General features: G+C 70.6%; 17 protein-coding genes. 15 read left to right on the plus strand and 2 right to left on the minus strand.

The window, feature by feature from the left end; genetic code table 11:
• Positions 1-5 precede the first annotated feature (5 nt).
• Positions 6-482 (plus strand): DUF411 domain-containing protein, encoded by a 477-nt coding sequence (locus VP06_RS08605; RefSeq protein ID WP_048463387.1) that lies wholly within the window; start codon positions 6-8, stop codon positions 480-482.
• Positions 483-495: 13 nt separating this feature from the next.
• Here the strand turns inward: VP06_RS08605 and VP06_RS08610 are convergent, their stop codons facing one another.
• On the minus strand, positions 496-1,236 hold the full coding sequence (locus tag VP06_RS08610) for an NYN domain-containing protein (protein ID WP_048463372.1): 741 nt from the start codon (positions 1,234-1,236) through the stop codon (positions 496-498).
• Positions 1,237-1,580: 344 nt separating this feature from the next.
• On the opposite strand from VP06_RS08610, the gene VP06_RS08615 reads away from it, so the two are divergent.
• From VP06_RS08615 to VP06_RS08670, 12 genes are all read left to right on the plus strand, one after another.
• A complete protein-coding gene (locus VP06_RS08615) occupies positions 1,581-1,793 on the plus strand; it encodes a heavy-metal-associated domain-containing protein (RefSeq protein WP_048463373.1) in 213 nt (70 codons plus the stop codon).
• Between the two features lie 92 nt (positions 1,794-1,885).
• Positions 1,886-2,359 carry a hypothetical protein gene (locus VP06_RS08620; RefSeq protein WP_048463374.1) on the plus strand — a complete coding sequence of 158 codons (474 nt, stop codon included), beginning with the start codon at positions 1,886-1,888 and terminating at the stop codon, positions 2,357-2,359.
• A gap of 85 nt (positions 2,360-2,444) precedes the next feature.
• Complete coding sequence (locus tag VP06_RS08625) at positions 2,445-4,178, plus strand: efflux RND transporter periplasmic adaptor subunit (RefSeq protein ID WP_048463375.1); 1,734 nt, start codon at positions 2,445-2,447, stop codon at positions 4,176-4,178.
• A 13-nt stretch (positions 4,179-4,191) separates the two neighbouring features.
• Positions 4,192-7,341, plus strand: coding sequence for an efflux RND transporter permease subunit (locus VP06_RS08630; RefSeq protein WP_048463376.1), 3,150 nt, complete (start codon positions 4,192-4,194; stop codon positions 7,339-7,341).
• A gap of 21 nt (positions 7,342-7,362) precedes the next feature.
• Entirely contained in the window at positions 7,363-7,728 is a 366-nt protein-coding gene (locus tag VP06_RS08635) for a hypothetical protein (RefSeq protein WP_048463377.1), read from the plus strand.
• 26 nt (positions 7,729-7,754) lie between these two features.
• Positions 7,755-8,153 carry a CopM family metallochaperone gene (gene copM / locus VP06_RS08640; protein ID WP_048463378.1) on the plus strand — a complete coding sequence of 133 codons (399 nt, stop codon included), beginning with the start codon at positions 7,755-7,757 and terminating at the stop codon, positions 8,151-8,153.
• Between the two features lie 180 nt (positions 8,154-8,333).
• Complete coding sequence (locus tag VP06_RS08645; RefSeq protein WP_048463379.1) at positions 8,334-8,666, plus strand: four-helix bundle copper-binding protein; 333 nt, start codon at positions 8,334-8,336, stop codon at positions 8,664-8,666.
• A 56-nt stretch (positions 8,667-8,722) separates the two neighbouring features.
• A complete protein-coding gene (locus VP06_RS08650) occupies positions 8,723-9,205 on the plus strand; it encodes a DUF305 domain-containing protein (protein ID WP_048463380.1) in 483 nt (160 codons plus the stop codon).
• Positions 9,206-9,272: 67 nt separating this feature from the next.
• The gene (locus VP06_RS08655) at positions 9,273-11,732 is read left to right on the plus strand and encodes a heavy metal translocating P-type ATPase (protein ID WP_048463381.1); all 2,460 of its coding nucleotides are present in this window, start codon (positions 9,273-9,275) and stop codon (positions 11,730-11,732) included.
• An 8-nt stretch (positions 11,733-11,740) separates the two neighbouring features.
• Entirely contained in the window at positions 11,741-12,475 is a 735-nt protein-coding gene (locus tag VP06_RS08660; protein WP_048463382.1) for a DUF4396 domain-containing protein, read from the plus strand.
• Positions 12,476-12,555: 80 nt separating this feature from the next.
• On the plus strand, positions 12,556-13,854 hold the full coding sequence (locus VP06_RS08665; RefSeq protein ID WP_425350896.1) for a multidrug ABC transporter ATPase: 1,299 nt from the start codon (positions 12,556-12,558) through the stop codon (positions 13,852-13,854).
• A 190-nt stretch (positions 13,855-14,044) separates the two neighbouring features.
• Positions 14,045-14,236 (plus strand): hypothetical protein, encoded by a 192-nt coding sequence (locus VP06_RS08670; RefSeq protein WP_048463383.1) that lies wholly within the window; start codon positions 14,045-14,047, stop codon positions 14,234-14,236.
• A 16-nt stretch (positions 14,237-14,252) separates the two neighbouring features.
• On the opposite strand, the gene VP06_RS08675 is transcribed toward VP06_RS08670, so the two are convergent.
• Positions 14,253-14,654, minus strand: coding sequence for a MerR family transcriptional regulator (locus VP06_RS08675; protein ID WP_007557643.1), 402 nt, complete (start codon positions 14,652-14,654; stop codon positions 14,253-14,255).
• 100 nt (positions 14,655-14,754) lie between these two features.
• Between VP06_RS08675 and VP06_RS08680 the strand changes: the two genes are divergently transcribed.
• Together VP06_RS08680 and lspA are read left to right on the plus strand one after the other, a co-directional pair.
• Positions 14,755-16,950, plus strand: coding sequence for a heavy metal translocating P-type ATPase (locus VP06_RS08680; protein WP_048463384.1), 2,196 nt, complete (start codon positions 14,755-14,757; stop codon positions 16,948-16,950).
• Positions 16,950-17,457, plus strand: a 508-nt coding sequence (gene lspA / locus VP06_RS08685; RefSeq protein ID WP_048463385.1) for a signal peptidase II, incomplete at its 3' end; no start/stop codon positions are given. The genes VP06_RS08680 and lspA, both read left to right, overlap by 1 nt.

Genomic DNA, 17,457 nt, shown 5'->3' on the forward strand with positions numbered 1-17,457 from the left:
TGACGATGAGGAGCGATGCGATGCCATCCCGACGTTCCGTGCTCGCGGGCTTGGCGGCGGGGCTGGCGCTCGGACGGGGCGCCCTGGCAGAGGGACGTCCCACGGTCGCGGTGACCAAGGACCCGAACTGTGGCTGCTGCGAGAAGTGGGTCACCCACCTGCGCGAGGCCGGCTTCACCGTCACCGTGACCGAGGGGCCCGTGAACCCGGTGAAGGCGCGCCTCGGCGTGCCGCGCGACCTCGCCTCCTGCCACACCGCCCAGGTCGACGGCTACGTGGTCGAGGGCCACGTTCCGGCCGGAGCGATCAAGCGGCTCCTGGCGGAGAGACCCCAGGGGACTGGGCTGGCCGTACCGGGCATGCCGGTCGGCTCGCCCGGCATGGAGGTCGATGGCATGGAGCCGGACACATACGAGATCACACTCTTCGGTCCCAAGGGGCGGAGCGCCTTCGCCCGGTACCGAGGCGGTGAACCAGCCTAAGTCAGCGGCGTCTTCAGCGTTCGGGTATCGCCGCTGCGGGCGGGGGCGCTTTCGCGCCCGACTTGGGCGCGGGCTTCTGACGCTGATCCCACATCACGTATCCAGCCGGCGGGTCGTACTCGTGCGGACGCATGACGGAAGCTTGCCCTTCCGCGGTGACGAGGCCCAGAAAGAGTGCCCTCTCGATATGCTCCCGGTTGAGCGCGATCTTGTGCGGCGTGTGCGACAGGATGTGCTGCGAGTGAGTCCGGCCCGGGGGGCTGACGCTGACGAGCTTCTTCTTCGGGAAGCGCCTCGCAAATAGCCCCGCGGTGGCCGCTTGGTCCGTATCTGCCGTCAGAAGATATGCAGTATCCATGACGTCCTGTACGGCATCGTCATAGACGCTGAGTGCGAGATTGATGTCTGTGGCCTTCTCGGTTGGCTTCTGCCAAATGGAACCGCAGCCCCTGCACTTGGCGTCCTCTTTGCTGAAGTGCCCGAGGATGGTCTCGACACCGACCAGCTTGAGGGCTCGAACCAGCCTTTCGTGGCGGATTTTCTTGCTGTGGTCGCCCGGGTAATAGGCCGTGCAGAACACGACGCGGACGAGTTCCTCCGACTGACGCGGGATGATGGATTCCCCCAGCTTCCAGAAGTTGCACCATTTCAGGAACGGCTCTCCTAAGTCATTGACAGAATGGTATAAATTGAAGCCGTCGATATAGAGTGCAGCCCGAATTCTGGATTTTCCCGCTTGACTATCCAGCCCCATGCACTCATATCCGATCCGTCAACGCTGAACGGTGCGCCGTCAGCAACCCATGGGCTCCGGCCCGTGTGAAGCCCGTAGGCTCAGGCCTGCGGGCTTCTTGGTTTCCGAGGCTGTTCTATTCTGAGTTCGCCTCTCTGGGTACTGTGTTTTTCCCCTCACCGATCCGCTGAGCGAAACCGGAAGGGCATGCGCCATTCCCTGCCAAATCGGACAAATTTCAGGCCCCGACGTCAGTTGAGATGTCACGTGCCGACGATAATCAGACCCACCATATGGGATTGTCCCTTGACCTTCCCATGATGGGAAGCCCCATCTGGGTGTGACGCCATCCAAGGGAGTGCGTCATGCATCGCTTCAAGGTCGAGAAGATGGGCTGCGGCGGCTGCGCCAAGTCGGTGACCCGCGCAGTCCTCGGCATCGAGCCGAACGCCCGGGTCGAGGTCGAGCTCGGAGCCAAGCTCGTGACCGTGTCGGATGCCGCCGGCCCGGCGGACCGGATCGCCCAAGCCATCGCCGCGGCGGGCTTCCCGGCCGAGCCGCTGCTCGCGGCGGCTTGAAACGCCGCGACGGCAACCAAACCTGCCTGCAGGCATTCACGTCTCAACGGCGGACATAGTCCCGCCACCGGAATCGGTGTAAGCCAGAACTCATGAGCCTCGACCGGCAAATCGTGCGCCTGATGGCGGCGATGATCCTCGCGATCATCGCCTACGTCGTGCCGTCCGCCGTCCAGGCCCACGAGGGGCACGCGCACCACGGCCACCACGCCGCGGCGCAGCCGAAGTTCGCCCCGTCGCCGGCGCCCAAGGCCGTCGCGCCCACGGTCTCCGCGGCGCCCAAGGTCGCCGTCCGGGCCGTAATGTCGGCATGGGCCAGGGTCGCGCTCGCCCCGACCACGGTCGACGGCGCGCGCATCGAGCCGGAACAGGACAAGTGCTGCCCGGTCGGCTGCAAGACTCGCTGCTGCGGGACGATGGCCTGCTGCGCCACCGGCGTCCTGTCCGGGCCCTATGCCCTGTCGCCGGCCCTGTTCCGGACCGTCACGCTGATCCCGCGCGACGTCGCCGGCCGTTCGGGCGCCGACCCCGAGGCCCTGCCCAAGCCCCCACGAACCCTCGCGTGAAGTAGGGCGCGCCTGAGGCGCGCGACGCCCGGAGTGCGCCCGAGAACGGCGCCGTCCGGACTTCCCGACGCGAGGATTCCTGTTCATGTCGACCCGTTTTGCCGCCGCCCTGCGCGCGGTGGCGCTGCTTGCCGCCGTCCTGGCGGGGCCGGCGCTCGCCCACGAGGGGCACGACCACGGCGCCGCCCAGCCCCCTGTCTCGAAGACCATCGCCCCGCGCGGCGAGGCGCTCTCGGACGCCTTCGAGCTCGTCGCCATTCCGCGCGACGGGACCCTGACGCTGTTCCTCGACCACTTCCGGACGAACGAGCCGGTGCCCGGCGCGACCATCGAGGTCGAAACGCCCGACGGTCCCAGGGTCGCGACCGCCATGGCCGACGGCGGCTACGCGCTGCCGGCCCCGTGGCTATCGAAGCCTGGCCGGCACGATCTCGTGGCGACCGTCACGGCCGGGGACGCGGTCGATGTGCTGACCGTGGCGGTCACCGTGCCCGACCCGAAGGTCGCCGCGGCCGCGGCGCCTGCCATGCCGGCCCCGGCTCAGGCTGCCTTGGCACGCGTCTCCAAGGTCGCCCACGACGTCCGGGAGCGGCTGACGGCCAAGGACCCGACGTTGGCGGCCGCGATCGCCGCCGCCTTCCTGCTCGGCGTCCTCGTGACGGCGCTCGCGCGCGGTCGACGGGGGGCGCCGGCGGTGGCCTTGCTCGCCATCGGCATCACCCTCGTCCTCGGCACCGCCGCCTTCGCGCACGGCGACGAGGACCATGACGCCCCCGTGCAGGGAGCCGCCCTGATCGAGCCGCGAGCCCCCGGCTCCTCCGACCTCGCGCAGCGCCTGCCCGACGGCTCCGTGTTCGTGCCGAAGCCCACGCAGCGCCTGCTGGTCCTGCGCACCACCATGACGGAGCAGGGCAGCTTCCACCGTTCGGTCGAGCTGCCCGGGCGCATCATCCCGGACCCGAACGCCAGCGGCGTCGTCCAGTCCTCGGTCGGCGGCCGCCTCTCGCCGCCCCCGTCCGGCCTGTTCCCGCGCCTCGGTACCAAGGTGCGCAAGGGTGACGTGCTCGCCACCGTGACGCCCCCGGTGCAGGCGGTCGACGTCTCCGACATGCGCCAGCGCCAGGGCGAACTCGACCAGCAGATCGCGATCGTCGAGCGCCGGGTCGAGCGCTACCGGAAGCTCGCGATCACCGGTGCCGTCGCCCAGACCCAGCTCGACGACGCCCAGGCCGAGCTGACCGGCCTGCACGACCGCCGCGCCGCCCTCGACAAGATCCGGCAGCAGCCCGAGACCCTGGTCTCGCCCGTCGACGGCGTGGTGGCGCAGGCGACCGCGGTGGCCGGCCAGATGGCCGCGCCCGGGGCCATGGTCTTCCAGATCGTCGACCCGAACCGCCTCTGGGTCGAGGCGCTGAGCTTCGACGCCCTGACCGCGGCCCAAAACGCCACGGCGCGGCTCGCCGACGGACGCACGCTGAAGCTCGCCTACCAGGGCACGGGCCTCGCGGACCGCAACCAGGCAATCCCGGTGCAGTTCGCGGTGCAGGGCGACGCCACCGGCCTGCGGGTCGGCCAGTTCGTCACGGTGCTGGCCGGGACGGACACCGAGCAGTCCGGCTTGGCGCTGCCGCGCGCGGCCGTCGTGCGCACCGGCAACGGGCAGGACGTCGTCTACGAGCACACCACCGCCGAGCGCTTCGAGGCCCGGCCCGTGCGGGTCGAGCCGCTCGACGGCGGCCGCGTGCTGGTCGCCGAGGGGATCGGACCCGGCAAGCGGGTGGTGACCCAGGGCGCCGAACTCCTCGACCAGGTGCGCTGAGGAGGGCCGCCCGATGTTCACCTTCCTCGTCAGCCAGTCGGTCCGCAACCGCCTGCTCGTCCTCGCCATGGCCACGGTGCTGGTGCTCTTCGGCGCTTTCACCGCGACCAAGCTGCCGGTCGACGTCTTCCCCGACCTCAACAAGCCGACCGTCACCATCATGACGGAGGCCGAAGGGTATGCGCCCCAGGAGGTCGAGCAGCTCGTCACCTATCCCATCGAGACCCGGATGAACGGTCTGCCCGGCGTGACCCGAGTGCGCTCGGTCTCGGGCGTGGGCCTGTCCATCACCTACGTCGAGTTCGACTGGGGCACGGACATCTATCGCAACCGCCAGCAGGTCGCCGAGCGGCTGTCCCTTGTGCAGGACCAGCTTCCGCGGGGCGTGACCCCGGTCATGGGGCCGATCTCCTCCATCATGGGGCAGATCCTGCTGGTGGCGGTGACCAGCGAGACGGCGAGCCCGATGCAGGTGCGCGAGGTCGCCGACTTCACCATCCGGCCCCGGCTCCTCACCATTCCGGGCGTGGCGCAGGTCATCCCCATTGGGGGCGAGGTGCGCCAGTTCCGGGTCAGCCCGAACCCGGCCGCCATGCGCTCGCTCGGGGTGACGAACGCCCAGCTTGAGACGGCGCTGGCGCAGTTCGGCACCAATGCCGGCGGCGGCTTCACCGACCAGCATTCCCGCGAGTACCTCATCCGGAACATCGGCCGGACCATGAGCCTCGACGACCTGCGCAACCTCGTGGTCGCGACGGTCGCCGACACGCCGGTCCACCTGCGCCAGGTGGCCGAGGTGTCCTTCGCCGCGAAGGTGAAGCGGGGCGACGCCGGGTACATGGCCAAGCCCTCGGTCATCGTCTCGGTCGAGAAGCAGCCCGACGTCGACACGGTGCGGCTGACTCGCAGCATCGAGACGGCCCTGAAGGAGATGTCGCCGACCCTGCCGGCTGGCATCAGGGCGGACCAAGTCCTGTTCCGGCAGGCCGACTTCATCGAGACCTCGATCCGCAACGTCGAGCGCGTCCTCGTCGAGGCCGTGCTGGTGGTGGCGGTGGTGCTGTTCGCCTTCCTGCTGAACCTGCGCACCACGGCGATCTCGCTGCTCGCCATCCCGGTCTCGGTGCTCACGACCGCGGTGGTGTTCCACCTGTTCGGGCTGTCGATCAACACGATGACGCTCGGGGGCTTAGCCATCGCCATCGGCGAGCTCGTCGACGACGCGGTGGTCGACGTCGAGAACATCTACCGGCGGCTCGGCGAGAACCGGCGGGCCGGCAACCCGAAGCGCGTGTTCCAGGTGGTGGTCGAGGCCTCGAACGAGGTGCGCTCGGGCATCGTCTACGCGACGCTGATCATCATCCTGGTGTTCGTGCCGCTCTTCGCCCTCTCGGGCATCGAGGGCCGGCTCTTCGCGCCCCTGGGGCAGGCCTACATCATCTCGATCCTGGCGAGCCTGCTCACCTCGATCACCCTGACGCCGGTGCTGGCGTCCCTGCTGCTGCCGGGCTTGAAGAACCTGGAGGAGCACGACAGCCGCTTCCTGAAGCTGCTCAAGCGCGGCAACGCCGCCCTCCTGCGGGTCGCCTTCCGCCACAAGGGCCTGCTGGTCGGCACCGTCGCGGCGGCGGTGGTGGCCGCGGGCGTGGCCGCCTGGAACCTGCCGCGGGCCTTCCTGCCGCCGTTCAACGAGGGCTCGTTCACGGTCAACATGACCTTCAACCCGGGCATCTCGCTCGCCGAGAGCAACCGGGTCGGGCTGATCGCCGAGAAGCTGCTCTTGGACATCCCGGGCGTGAAGGCGGTGGGCCGCCGGACCGGGCGGGCCGAGCTCGACGAGCACGCCGAGGGCGTCCACTCGTCCGAGATCGAGGTGGCGCTCGACGAAGGCGCCAAGCGTCCGAAGGAGGCGCTCGTCGCCGACATCCGCGGGCGCCTCGCGGCCCTGCCGGTGGCGGTCAACGTCGGCCAGCCGATCTCGCACCGGCTCGACCACATGCTCTCGGGCGTGCGGGCCGAGATCGCCCTCAAGGTGTTCGGCGAGGACCTCGACGCCCTGCGGCGGGTCGCCAACTCCCTGCGCGACCGGATGGCCGCGATCCCGGGCCTCGTCGACCTGCAGGTCGAGCGGCAGGTGCGCATCCCGCAGCTGGAGGTGCGCGTCGACTACACCCGGGCCGCCCTTTACGGCGTGCAGCCGGCGGCGGTCGTCGAGCAGATCAGCCGCCTCTCGAACGGCCGCGTGGTCTCGACGGTGGTCGACGGCGTGCGCCGCTTCGACGTGGTCCTGCGCCTCTCGGAGAACCGCCGGACCACGACGGGCCTTGGAGATCTCCTGCTGGAGACGCCCTCGGGCTGGGTGCCGGCGCGGCAGGTCGCCGACATCCGCGAGACCGACGGGCCGAACCAGATCCTGCGCGAGAACGCCCGCCGCCGCATCGTCGTCCAGGCCAACACCAACGGCGAGGGCGACATGGGCACCATCGTGGCGGCCATCCGCGAGGCCGTGGCGAAGGAGCCGCTGCCGCCCGGCTTCTTCACCAGCCTGGAGGGCACCTTCCAGGCGCAGGAGGAGGCGAGCCGGACCATCGCGGCGCTCTCGGCGCTGTCCTTGGCCCTGGTCTTCGCCATCCTCTACAGCCGATACCGCTCGGCCGCGCTGGCGCTCATCATCATGGGCAACGTGCCGCTCGCGCTCATCGGCTCGGTGGCGGCGCTGTGGCTGGTCGGGCAGCCCCTGTCGGTGGCGTCGATGATCGGCTTCATCACGCTGACCGGCATCGCTGCGCGCAACGGCATCCTCAAGATCAGCCACTACCTGAACCTGTCGCTGCACGAGGGGGTGCCGTTCGGGCCTGACCTCGTCATCCGCGGCAGCCTGGAGCGGCTGACACCCGTGCTGATGACAGCGCTCTCGGCCGGTGTCGCCCTGGTACCGCTGCTCTACGACGCGGCGAGCCCGGGCAAGGAGATCCTGCACCCGGTGGCGGTGACGATCTTCGGCGGCCTCGTCAGCGCGACGCTGCTCGACACCTTCCTGACCCCCGTCCTGTTCCTGCGCTTCGGACGCAAGCCGCTGGAGCGGCTGCGCGCCCTCCACGCCGAGGCGCCGGCCCACCCATCCCCGGACGGCGCGCGCCCGCGCCCGGCCGAGGCCTACTGAACCCCGAGAGGAGACCTGAGCATGATCATACCGCGAGTGACCCTGGTCGCCGGCCTGCTCGCCGCCACGACCGTGTGTGCCCACGAGACCTCCGGCCAGCACGGCGGCCGGGTGGCGGACGCCGGCAAGTTCCACGTCGAGCTCGTCGCCAAGGGCGAGACCGTCGACGTGTTCGTGTCCGACGAGGGCCAGAAGCCAGTCCCGGCCACGGGCTTCAAGGGCACGGCCATCCTGGTCGTCGGCGGCAAGCCGACCCGCGTGCCCCTGGAGCCCGCCAACGGCAACCGCCTGACCGGCAAGGCCGCGGCGGCCCTCGGCGACAGCCCGAAGGGAGCCGTGCAGCTCACCGGCCCCGACGGCGCCACCGCCAGCGGCAAGTTCAACTGACCCCGCGCACCAGGAAGAATCCTCCGATGAAGATCCTGCCCTCGACCCTCGCCGTCGCGGCCCTGGCCCTCGGTCTCTCGGGCATCGCCCTGGCGCACGAGGCCCACGACCATGCCGGGCATGCCGGGCACGACCACGCCGCGATGACGGCGACGGACAAGGCGGACACGCCGGCCACGAAGGCGTTCCGGGACGTCGGCGCCGAGATGCACCGGGACATGGACATCCGCTACTCGAACGACGTCGACGTCGACTTCGTGCGCGGCATGATCCCCCACCACAAGGGCGCCGTCGCCATGGCCAAGGTCGCCCTCCGGTATTCCAAGGACCCCGAGATCCGGAAGCTGGCCGAGGAGATCATCAAGGCCCAGGACGTCGAGATCGCCCAGATGGAGGCCTTCCTCAAGAAGAAGGGCACCCAGTGAGGTCGCCCTCGCGCTGGTAGACGGCGCTCCCAAATCCGTGATCGTCCAGAGTATTTATTTCTGAACGCTTCGCGGATTGGGGAGTTTGATATCCAGGTTATAGCTAGCTGGTCGAGTTAATACTTTATCAGATCTCTAGTTGTGCCCATATCTCCCAATAAAGCCGCGATGGAGACCAGAATGAGCCACGTGTCGAGCGAGATGCAATCCTGCATCGACGAGTGCCTGCGCTGCTACCAGACTTGCCTGGGCATGGCCTCGAACCACTGCCTGCCGGCCGGCGGCAAGCACGTCGAGCCGGGCCATTTCCGCCTGATGATGGCTTGCGCGGAGATGTGCCGGACCTCGGCGCACTTCATGCTGATCGGCACCCCCGAGCACAAGCACACCTGCCTGGCCTGCGCCGAGGTCTGCGAGGCTTGCGCCAGGAGCTGCGAGCAGGTCGGCGACATGCAGGACTGCGTCGCGCAGTGCCGGGCCTGCGCCGAGAGCTGCCGGAAGATGGCCGCCTGAACCCGACGCGGCGGCCTGGCCGGCCGCCCCCCGCCAACCAACCTGAGGAGGCAATCTTGTTCGTTCGCACCCTGACCCTCGCCGCGACCCTGGCGCTGGCCGGCACCGGGGCGGCCTTCGCCGCCGACCACGACCACGGCTCCATGCCGGGGCCCTCGTTCGAGCTTCCCGCGGCCTGCAAGGCGGCGTCGACCGCCAAGGAGGACTCGATGAAGGACATGCAGGGTCACATGTCCCAGGCCATGCAGGGCATGGGCGGCCAGATGACCGAGGCCCAGAAGGGCCTGCAGCAGGCCATGATGTCGATGAACGGTCCCATGATGCAGGGGATGATGGCCAAGGACGCCGACGTCGCCTGGATCTGCGCTATGATCCCGCACCACCAGGGCGCCATCGCCATGGCCCAGGTCGGCCTGAGGAACGGCGACAATCCCGAGGCGAAGAAGATCGCCGAGAAGACCATCCAGGAGCAGGAGAAGAGCATCAAGGAACTCACGTCCTGGCTCGACAAGAACGCCCAGAAGGAAGGCCGCCAGTAAGCCGCCGGCTGCCGTCGGGTCGCTCGTGGCCCGGCGGCGCCTCCTCGGCCATGCGGAAGGAGCGGTCATGAGCGACGCGCCACAGGGACATCACCCCGCCCCGGGAGGCCATGCCTGCGCGGGCGGCCACGGCCATGCCGGTCACGGGCACGGGCATGCACATGGCCATGCGCACGGCGACCAGGCCGGCATCGCGGCGAACGACGCGGGTGCCGACCGTGTGAAGGACCCGGTCTGCGGGATGATGGTCGACCCGCATACGACGAAGCACCGGGCCGAGCACGGCGGCCACCCCTACTACTTCTGCTCGAACGGCTGCCGGACCAAGTTCGAGGCCGACCCGGTCCGCTACGTCGACCCCGGCCAAGCCGCGACGAAGGCCGACCCGGTGCCCGAAGGCACGATCTACACCTGCCCGATGCATCCGGAAGTTCGGCAGGTCGGCCCCGGGGCATGCCCGATCTGCGGCATGGCCCTGGAGCCGGCGATGGTCGGCGCCGACGAAGGACCGAGCGAGGAGCTCGTCGACATGACCCGGCGGTTCTGGGTCGGGCTCGTCCTGACCCTGCCGGTGTTCGTGCTGGAGATGGGCGGCCACCTGTTCGGCCTGACCGAGCGCCTCGGCCAGCAGACGTCCAACTGGATACAGTTCGCGCTGGCGACCCCGGTCGTGCTCTGGGCCGGCTGGCCATTCTTCGTGCGAGGTTACCGCTCCGTGGCCTCGCGCAACCTGAACATGTTCACCCTGGTCGCCATCGGGACGGGGGTGGCCTGGGCCTACAGCGTGGTCGCGACGTTCGCGCCCGGGCTCTTCCCGGAGGCGCTGCGCGGGCACGGCGGGGCGGTGCCGGCCTATTTCGAGGCGGCCGCGGTCATCACCGTGCTGGTGCTGCTCGGGCAGGTGCTGGAACTGCGCGCCCGCGAGAGCACCGGTGGCGCGCTCCGCGCGCTGCTCGACCTCGCGCCGAAGACGGCCCGGCGCATCCACCCCGACGGTACGGACGAGGAGGTGCAACTCGACGCCATCGGCGTCGGCGACCGTCTGCGCGTGCGCCCCGGCGAGAAGGTGCCGGTCGACGGCGCCGTCGTGGAGGGCCGCAGCTCGGTGGACGAGAGCCTGGTGACGGGGGAATCCATGCCCGTCGGCAAGGAGGTCGGCGCCAGCGTCATCGGCGGCAGCCTCAACCAGTCCGGCTCGCTCGTGGTCGAGGCGACCAAGGTCGGGCGCGACACCATGCTGGCCCGCATCGTCCAGATGGTGGCCGAGGCGCAGCGCTCGCGCGCGCCCATCCAGCGCCTCGCCGACCAGGTCGCCGGCTGGTTCGTACCGGCGGTCATCGGCGTGGCGGTGCTCGCATTCGTCGCCTGGATGGCGTTCGGGCCGGAGCCGCGCTTCACGTTCGCGCTGCTTGCGGCGGTCGCGGTGCTCATCATCGCATGCCCCTGCGCGCTCGGCCTCGCCACGCCGATGTCGATCATGGTCGGGGTCGGCCGCGGCGCCCAGGCCGGGGTGCTGGTCAAGAGCGCCGAGGCCCTGGAGCGCATGGAGCGGGTCACCACGCTGGTGGTCGACAAGACGGGGACGCTGACGGAGGGCAAGCCGGCGGTGACGCGGGTCGTGGCGGCGACAGGCTTCGACGAGGCTACCGTGCTGCGCCTCTCGGCGAGCGTCGAGCGGGCGAGCGAGCACCCGCTCGCCCTGGCCATCGTGGCGGCCGCCGGGAAGCGCGGGATCGCGACCTCCCCCGTCGAGGATTTCGACAGCCCGACCGGCAAGGGCGCGCTCGGCACCGTCGAGGGCCGGCGCGTGGCCCTCGGCAACGCCGCCTTCCTGCGTGAGCAGGGCGTCGATGTCTCGGCCCACGCGGCCGAGGCCGACGAGCTCCGGCGCGACGGCGCCACGGCGATCTTCGCGGGCGTCGACGGGCGCGTGGCCGGCGTCATCGCCATCGCCGACCCCGTCAAGGCGACGACGCCCGAGGCGCTCGCCGCGCTTCGGGCCGAGGGCATCCGGGTCGTGATGCTGACCGGGGACAACCGCACGACCGCCGATGCCGTGGCGCGCCGGCTCGGCATCGAGGAGGTCGAGGCCGAGGTGCTGCCCGACCAGAAGGCCGCCGTGGTCGAGCGCCACAAGGCCGCCGGTCAGGTCGTCGCGATGGCCGGAGACGGCGTGAACGACGCTCCCGCGCTCGCCGCCGCGGACGTCGGCATCGCCATGGGCACGGGCACGGACGTGGCCATCGAGAGCGCCGGCCTGACGCTGCTCAAGGGCGACCTCGTCGGCATCGTGCGGGCCCGGCGCCTGTCGCGGGCGGTGATGGGCAACATCCGCCAGAACCTGTTCTTCGCCTTCGTCTACAACGCCGCCGGCGTGCCGGTGGCGGCGGGCATCCTCTATCCGTTCCTCGGTATCCTGCTCTCGCCGGTCATCGCGGCCGCGGCGATGGCGCTGTCCTCGGTCAGCGTGATCGGCAACGCCCTGCGCCTGCAGGCGACGAAGCTCGATCCCTCGTCCGCCCGCTAGGAGCCTCCATGTTCCCGACCTGGCTCCACGCCCTCGCCGTCGCGTCCCTGCTGCTGGGGGCGGCGTGCGCCCTGCTGCTGTCGGTGCAGGTCATCCGCCACCCGCAGCACATGACCGTGATGAACGTGGTCTGGCCGGTCAGCGCCCTGTTCGGCACGGTGGCCGTGGTCTGGGCCTACTTCAGATACGGGCGCCTCGCCACGATGGAGGCGCACCACCACGCCAAGGAGCGGGGCGAGGACCCGCCGAACATGACCGGCACGCCGTTCCCGATGATGGTCGGAAAGGGCGCACTCCACTGCGGCAGCGGCTGCATGCTGGGCGACGTCGCCGCCGAGTGGCTCGCCTTCCTGGTGCCGGCGGTGGCGGTCTGGTTCGGCTGGCACTCGCTGTTCGAGGAGAAGATGTACGCGGTCTGGGTGCTGGACTTCGTCTTCGCCTACGCGCTCGGGATCGTGTTCCAGTATTACGCCATCGTGCCGATGCGGGGGCTCTCCCCCGGCGAGGGCCTCGTGGCGGCCGTGAAGGCGGACACCGCCTCGCTGATCGCCTGGCAGGTCGGCATGTACGGTTTCATGGCCTTCGCCCAGTTCTACCTGTTCCCGCACCTCGCGGGGAAACGGGCGCCGATGAACTCGGTCGAGTTCTGGGCCGCCATGCAGCTCGCCATGGTCGCGGGATTCCTGACCAGCTACCCCGTCAACTGGTGGCTCGTCGGGTCCGGCATCAAGGAACGCATGTAGGCCGGCATGGCCTCCCATCCGGCTTGGTCGCGCGGCGGGTCCTGTCCGCCGGCATCCGCATTCCCGTCACGGTGCCAGCGTTGTTCACGCCTGTCGTCATCCACGACCTGATCCACCGCTTCGCCGGCCTCGACGGGCCCCACGGCCATTGGTGGATGGAGCTGGTGTCGCTCCTCGTCCTCGTCGTGGCGCCGGCGTGGACGGGGTGGATGGCGCTGCGCCTCGCCTGGCGCACGCTGCGCGACCGGCACCTGCCCGGCGCGGCGAGCCCGGGAGCGTGGCGCCTTGAGCGCTACGTCCTGCGGGCGACGCTGCGCCCGCAGCTGCGGCTGGTGCTGCTCTCGCTCCTGACGCTGCCGGCCGCGTGGCTCCTCCTGGAGATCCCCAAGCACATCATCAACCACGCCCTCTCGGACGCGGAGGGCGACGTCCGTCCCGGCATGGCCTTCCTCGGGCTCGAACTGGGACGCGTCGAGCTCCTGTTCGCGCTGTGTGCGAGCTACCTCGCCGTGCTGACGCTGGGCGGCCTCGCCAAGTACGCGGTCAACCGGGCGCGCGGCGGCCTCAACGAGCGCCTCGTGCGCCGGCTGCGCCTCGCCGTCTTCCGGCGGGCCCGCGGGGAGCGCTCGCCCGAGCGCCGCGCCGCGCTGGCCGCCGTCGCAGTGCAGGAGGTCGAGCCCATCGGCTACGCCGGCGCGGGCCTGGTGGCCGTGCCCTTCGTCCAGGGCGGCACGCTCCTGACCAGCGTGGCCTTCCTGCTCCTCCAGGACGCCGCCCTGGCGCTCGCCGCGCTGGTGATGCTGCCGGTGCAACTCACCCTCCTGCCGCGGCTGCAGCGGCGCCTGAACGCCAAGGTGCGCGAGCGGGTGCACGCGACCCGGGCGCTCGGCGGCCTCCTGACCGCGCCGGAAGCTGGGAACGCGGGCCATCCTCCGGCCCTGCTCCGGCAGATGCGCCAGGCCGAGGCGCTGGAGCGGGTGCGCGTCGAGATCGCCGATCTGAAGGGCCGGCTCAAGGGTCTCTACAACTACACGGCCAACCTGACGCCGTTCTTCTTCTTCTCGGTCGGCGGCTACCTTGTCATCCAGGGCCGGCTCTCGCTCGGGGCGCTGGTCGCCGCACTCGCGGCCTACAAGGAGATCTCGCCGGCCCTGCGGGAGCTGTTCGACTTCGCGCAGGGCTGGTCGGACGCACGAGCCAGGTTCGAGGAGGTAACCAGGGCGCTCAGCTTCCCCGGCTCGCAGGGATGGTCACGCATTCCTGGCCTAAACGCTGGCGTCGCGGTTCAATCACAGAGGAATTTCGCCTCCTTACCAGTTGGATCGAAGTTGTCGCTCGGCTTACGCTTATGCGGGCGCCGCGGATCCCCTTTTTTCTAGCCGCGCCTGGACGAAGCGTCGGCTTTTTGGCGTACATCTGCCAGCCTTCGTAATTACTTCGCGGTGGCAGGTCGGGCTTTCATCTCACCACAAATCCGCCTCCCGGTTTTTGAGGCGGAGCTAGTGCCTAGCGGGCGTAGTTTCGGCGCAATCGTGACAAGCCTCCACTTTAGGAAAGGCCGAGCTGGTGATGAAGGAACGCCATTCCTGGGGCCAGAGGAACGCGGGACGTCGCCGTCGCGTCAGGCCGCACGTCCGGACCGCCGCGCGCCGAGCCTTCGTCGCGATCACGGTCGCTGTCCTCGCCGTCGCGTGCTGCGGGTTCGTGGCCAAGGGGCTGTTCGAGAGCCGTGTGCTGATGCCCCCCTACGTCGCTCGCTGACCTGGGCTCAGGTCCCTCACGCGGGCTCACCCAACGGCGACAGGGCCTCGATGATGCGGCAATCCGCAACCGACCCGCAGCCGCACTGGCCGATGACCTCGCGCAGTTCCGAGGCGAGCCGGGTCAGGTCAGCCAACTTGCGCTCCACGTCGGCGAGATGGGCACGGGCGATGGTGTCGACCTCGCCGCAGGAGCGATCCCGGTCGTCCGCCAGGGCGAGCAGGTCCCGGATCTGCTCCACGGTGAAACCCAGGGCGCGACCGCGGCGGATGAAGCTCAGTCGGCGCAGGTGCTCGGGCCCGTAGAGCCGGTAGTTCCCGCTCGACCGCGCCGGCGGGGGCAGCAACCCGACCTTCTCGTACCACCGGACCGTCTCGACACGGGTCTGCGTGGCCTCCGCGAGGCTGCCGATGGTCATGGAAGAGGCGGTCCGCACGGCCTTGACCCTGTAGTGACTACAGGGTGCATGTAGGGGGCCTTCCCAGTCCGGACCAGGAGCCCGGCGAACGGAGCGCATCATGAACCAGGCCGCCGGCGCGGACCGCACATCCTTCCCCACGAACGGACCGCAGGCTCTGCGCTACAGGGTCAAGGGCATGGACTGCCCGACCTGCGCCGGGAAGATCGAGACTGCCGTCTCCCGACTGCCGGGCGTCGCGGACGTGCGCGTGAACTACGGCAGCCAAGTCCTCGACCTCGCGCTCGATGAGGCTGCGACGCCGAGGACCGAATTGGAGGGGCGGATCGAGCGCCTGGGCTATGGCGTCGCGCCGCTCCCCACGGCCTCGGACCTAGCCATGGCCCAAGCCTCGGGCGGCGCCCCACCCGCCGAGACCGCGGAGGAGCCCGAGCCGCCGCTCTGGCGGACCCGGAAGGCGCTGCTGGGCATCCTGATCGGTGCCCTGTTCTCCGCCGGCTTCCTGATCGAGCGGATCGCGCCGGGCGTGGCGGGCGAGTACGCCTACTGGCCAGGGGCGCTCGTCGGTCTCGCCTATTACGGCCGCCGCGCGGCCGTGGCGGCGTTCGCCGGCACGCCCTTCTCCATCGAGATGCTGATGTCGGTCGCGACCGCGGGGGCGCTCGCCATCCACGCCGCCGAAGAGGCCGCGATCGTCGTGCTGCTCTTCACGGTCGGCGAGATGCTGGAGGTCGTGGCGGCGGGCCGGGCGCGGGCCGGCATCAAGGCGCTCGCCGCCCTGGTGCCGAAGACCGCCCGCCTCGTCGACGAGGCCGATGGCACCATCCGCGAGGTGGCCGCCGCATCGCTGGCCATCGGTCAGGTCGTGGTCGTGCGGCCGGGCGACCGCGTGCCCGCCGACGGGGTGATCACCGACGGCGCGTCGAGCCTCGACGAGGCCCCCATCACCGGCGAGTCGGTCCCGAAGCCCAAGGAGGTCGGCGACCCGGTCTACGCCGGCAGTGTCAACGCCGACGGTGCGCTCCAGGTCCGGGTCACAAAGACGGCGGCCGACAACACGGTCGCCCGCATCCTGCACCTCGTCGAGGAGGCGCAAGCGTCGAAGTCGCCCACGGCGCGCTTCATCGACCGGTTCAGCGCTGTCTACACGCCCATCGCGTTCGCGTTCGCGGCCGCGGTCGCGGTCGTGCCGCCGCTGCACGGCGCCGACTGGGGCACTTGGATCTACCGGGGCCTGGCGCTCCTCCTCATCGCCTGCCCCTGCGCGCTGGTGCTCTCGACCCCGGCGGCCATCGCCTCCGGACTGGCCGCTGGAGCGCGACGCGGGCTGCTCGTCAAGGGCGGCGCCGCGCTGGAGGTCATCGGGCGGGTTCGCACGGTCGCGTTCGACAAGACCGGGACGTTGACCGCCGGACGGCCGCGGGTGTCGGATATCCTGGCCTTCGCCCCGGACGCGTCGGAGCGCTCACTTCTCGGCCTGGCCGCCGCGGTCGAGAGCGGAAGCAGCCACCCCATCGCCCGGGCCATCCTCGACCGGGCGAGCGCGGACGGGGTGCCGCTGCGCCCGACGCGGGACGCCCGCGCCATCCCCGGCAAGGCGGTGTCGGCCACGGTGATGGGTCAGACGGTGCTCGTCGCCTCCCCGCGCCACGCCGCCGAGAGCGTGCGGCTCGGCCCTGAGGCCGAGCGCGCGGTCGCGGACCTGGAAGCCGGCGGCAAGACGGTGGTCATCGTCGTCCGCGGCGCCGAGGCCTTAGGCGCCATCGCGGTCCGGGACGAGCCCCGCACCGACGCGGCGGCCGGCATCTCGGCCCTGCGGAAGCTCGGCGTCCGCAGCGTGATGCTGACCGGCGACAACCGGCGCACGGGCGAGGCGGTCGCGTCCGAACTCGGGCTCGACGTGAAGGCCGAGCTCCTGCCCCAGGACAAGCTCGCCGAGATCGCGGCCCTGAAGGCGGCGGCTCCGGTGGCGATGGTCGGCGACGGCATCAACGACGCGCCGGCGCTCGCCGCCGCCAGCGTCGGCATCGCGATGGGCGGCGGCACCGACGCGGCCTTGGAAACGGCGGACGCGGCGGTGCTGAACGACCGGGTGGGCGACGTGGCCGCGCTGGTCTCCCTCTCTCGGGCGACCCTAGGCAACATCCGCCAGAACGTCGCGATCGCCCTCGGCCTGAAGGCCGTGTTCCTGGTGACGACCATCGCCGGCATCACCGGCCTCTGGCCGGCCATCCTGGCCGACACCGGCGCGACCGTCCTGGTGACGGCCAACGCGCTCCGTCTCCTGAGGGCCTGATGATCTCCCTGTCAGGGTGGGCCGGCCGGGCCGCGACCGTGGCCGGGGTGGCCGGGGCCTCCGCGGCCATCGACCTCGTCGCCAAGGCGGTGGCCGAGGCGTGGCTGGAGGAAGGCGCCGTCAGGGGCGCGCTGCCCTTCATCGACCTGAGCCTGTCGTTCAACCACGGCATCAGCTTCAGCCTGTTCCCGGCGCACGACCAGTCCTCCCTGGCGCTGCTCCTCGCCATCCAGGGCACGCTCACTTGCCTTGTGGCCGGCTGGGCCCTGGCCGCGGGCGGCGGGCTCGAACGCCTCGGGCTCGCCGCGATAGCGGGCGGGGCCGCCGGCAATTTCGTCGACCGGCTCATGGACGGCGTCGTCACGGACTACCTCGACCTGCACACCGGCGGCATCCGCTGGTTCACCTTCAACCTGGCGGACGTCTGGATCTCGGCGGGTGTGGTGCTGCTGCTCCTCGACGGACTTCCTCTGCGGCGGGGGGATCGCAGTGCCGGGGGGGGGACCC

The sequence above is a fragment of the Methylobacterium aquaticum genome (genome assembly GCF_001043915.1).
Lineage (GTDB): Bacteria > Pseudomonadota > Alphaproteobacteria > Rhizobiales > Beijerinckiaceae > Methylobacterium > Methylobacterium aquaticum.

Bases quoted from the DNA above. Each gene is read 5' to 3' on its own strand.
- VP06_RS08645 (WP_048463379.1), top strand. From the start codon at position 8,334: ATGAGCCACGTGTCGAGCGAGATGCAATCCTGCATCGACGAGTGCCTG.
- copM (WP_048463378.1), top strand. From the start codon at position 7,755: ATGAAGATCCTGCCCTCGACCCTCGCCGTCGCGGCCCTGGCCCTCGGT.
- VP06_RS08610 (WP_048463372.1), bottom strand. From the start codon at position 1,236: ATGGGGCTGGATAGTCAAGCGGGAAAATCCAGAATTCGGGCTGCACTC.
- VP06_RS08660 (WP_048463382.1), top strand. From the start codon at position 11,741: ATGTTCCCGACCTGGCTCCACGCCCTCGCCGTCGCGTCCCTGCTGCTG.
- VP06_RS08670 (WP_048463383.1), top strand. From the start codon at position 14,045: ATGAAGGAACGCCATTCCTGGGGCCAGAGGAACGCGGGACGTCGCCGT.
- VP06_RS08620 (WP_048463374.1), top strand. From the start codon at position 1,886: ATGAGCCTCGACCGGCAAATCGTGCGCCTGATGGCGGCGATGATCCTC.
- VP06_RS08655 (WP_048463381.1), top strand. From the start codon at position 9,273: ATGAGCGACGCGCCACAGGGACATCACCCCGCCCCGGGAGGCCATGCC.
- VP06_RS08625 (WP_048463375.1), top strand. From the start codon at position 2,445: ATGTCGACCCGTTTTGCCGCCGCCCTGCGCGCGGTGGCGCTGCTTGCC.
- VP06_RS08675 (WP_007557643.1), bottom strand. From the start codon at position 14,654: ATGACCATCGGCAGCCTCGCGGAGGCCACGCAGACCCGTGTCGAGACG.
- VP06_RS08605 (WP_048463387.1), top strand. From the start codon at position 6: ATGAGGAGCGATGCGATGCCATCCCGACGTTCCGTGCTCGCGGGCTTG.
- VP06_RS08615 (WP_048463373.1), top strand. From the start codon at position 1,581: ATGCATCGCTTCAAGGTCGAGAAGATGGGCTGCGGCGGCTGCGCCAAG.
- VP06_RS08680 (WP_048463384.1), top strand. From the start codon at position 14,755: ATGAACCAGGCCGCCGGCGCGGACCGCACATCCTTCCCCACGAACGGA.
- VP06_RS08630 (WP_048463376.1), top strand. From the start codon at position 4,192: ATGTTCACCTTCCTCGTCAGCCAGTCGGTCCGCAACCGCCTGCTCGTC.
- VP06_RS08635 (WP_048463377.1), top strand. From the start codon at position 7,363: ATGATCATACCGCGAGTGACCCTGGTCGCCGGCCTGCTCGCCGCCACG.